Here is an 886-nt window from a genome sequence, read left to right as displayed (position 1 = left end):
ACCCCGGGACTACCCTTGCCAATCCAAACTGGTTTCTCAAGTAATAATGCCGCGAAAACAATCTCCGATTTGACCGATCCCTTCAAGCCTAAAGCAATTCTGGACGCGTTATCTAAATCAATCTCAGGAATGACCACACCATCATAATCCTTGGGAAGCTCTATCGGAGCAGGAGCGAATTCATCAATGGCTATCGTCTTACCCGCGCCCGAACCGGTCGACTCTATTTTATGCATACCCATCCAAGCAGAAGTAATGCCATCCAGATAGATAAGATCATAAGTGATGCCATGATTGTCCAGCATGATGAATTGATCGAAATAAGCTTCATGCGCACGACTATCGCAAAAAATAAAGAGCAGCTTAGGCGGTTTAGGCTCAATTCTTAAGCTCAACATTTCCCTAGCAATATCTTGGACAAGCTTTCTAACATCCACGTTATCACCTCTTTTCTATCCCTTTAATAATGATTCTTCAACGATTGCAGCGAAATCTCCCTGACTAATAAATCCCGCGTTGGCTTCATCCGTGTCGATATGAAAATCAAGCGAGTATCCGGGATTGACTCGAATAATGACATCACTAAAGAGAATAGGTCGTTGTCCCATCGATTGGACAAGCACTCTATCACCATCCGATACTTGAAAACCTGCAGCATCATCCGGTGACATATGAATATGGGCTTTAGGTACAATTACTCCCTCATTAATGAGTACAATTCCCTTCGGGCCATACAAGGCAATCCCTGGTGTGCCCGCGATATCACCAGACAACCGCAAAGGCGGATGGATTCCAATTTGAAATCCATCCGTTCTACTTATTTCTACCTGGGTAACTTCACGAGAGGGCCCCAATATTCTTACTTCCTTGATCATGCCTTTTGGAC

Annotated in this window: 1 protein-coding gene and 1 pseudogene; both read right to left on the bottom strand. The window is 44.2% G+C overall.

Annotated features, from left to right (window positions below; translation table 11 throughout):
* Positions 1–437: pseudogene (locus AC1DWN_RS34480) on the bottom strand (hypothetical protein); the annotation flags it as partial.
* Between the two features lie 15 nt (positions 438–452).
* Positions 453–886 (bottom strand): PduL/EutD family phosphate acyltransferase (locus AC1DWN_RS34475; protein ID WP_477563301.1); only part of this gene is annotated, 434 nt, incomplete at its 5' end.

It is taken from the genome of Paenibacillus sp. P4_A7 (assembly GCF_056402455.1).
The sequence above is the reverse complement of the archived record's forward strand: the minus strand, read 5'-3'. Positions and strand labels throughout refer to the sequence as shown.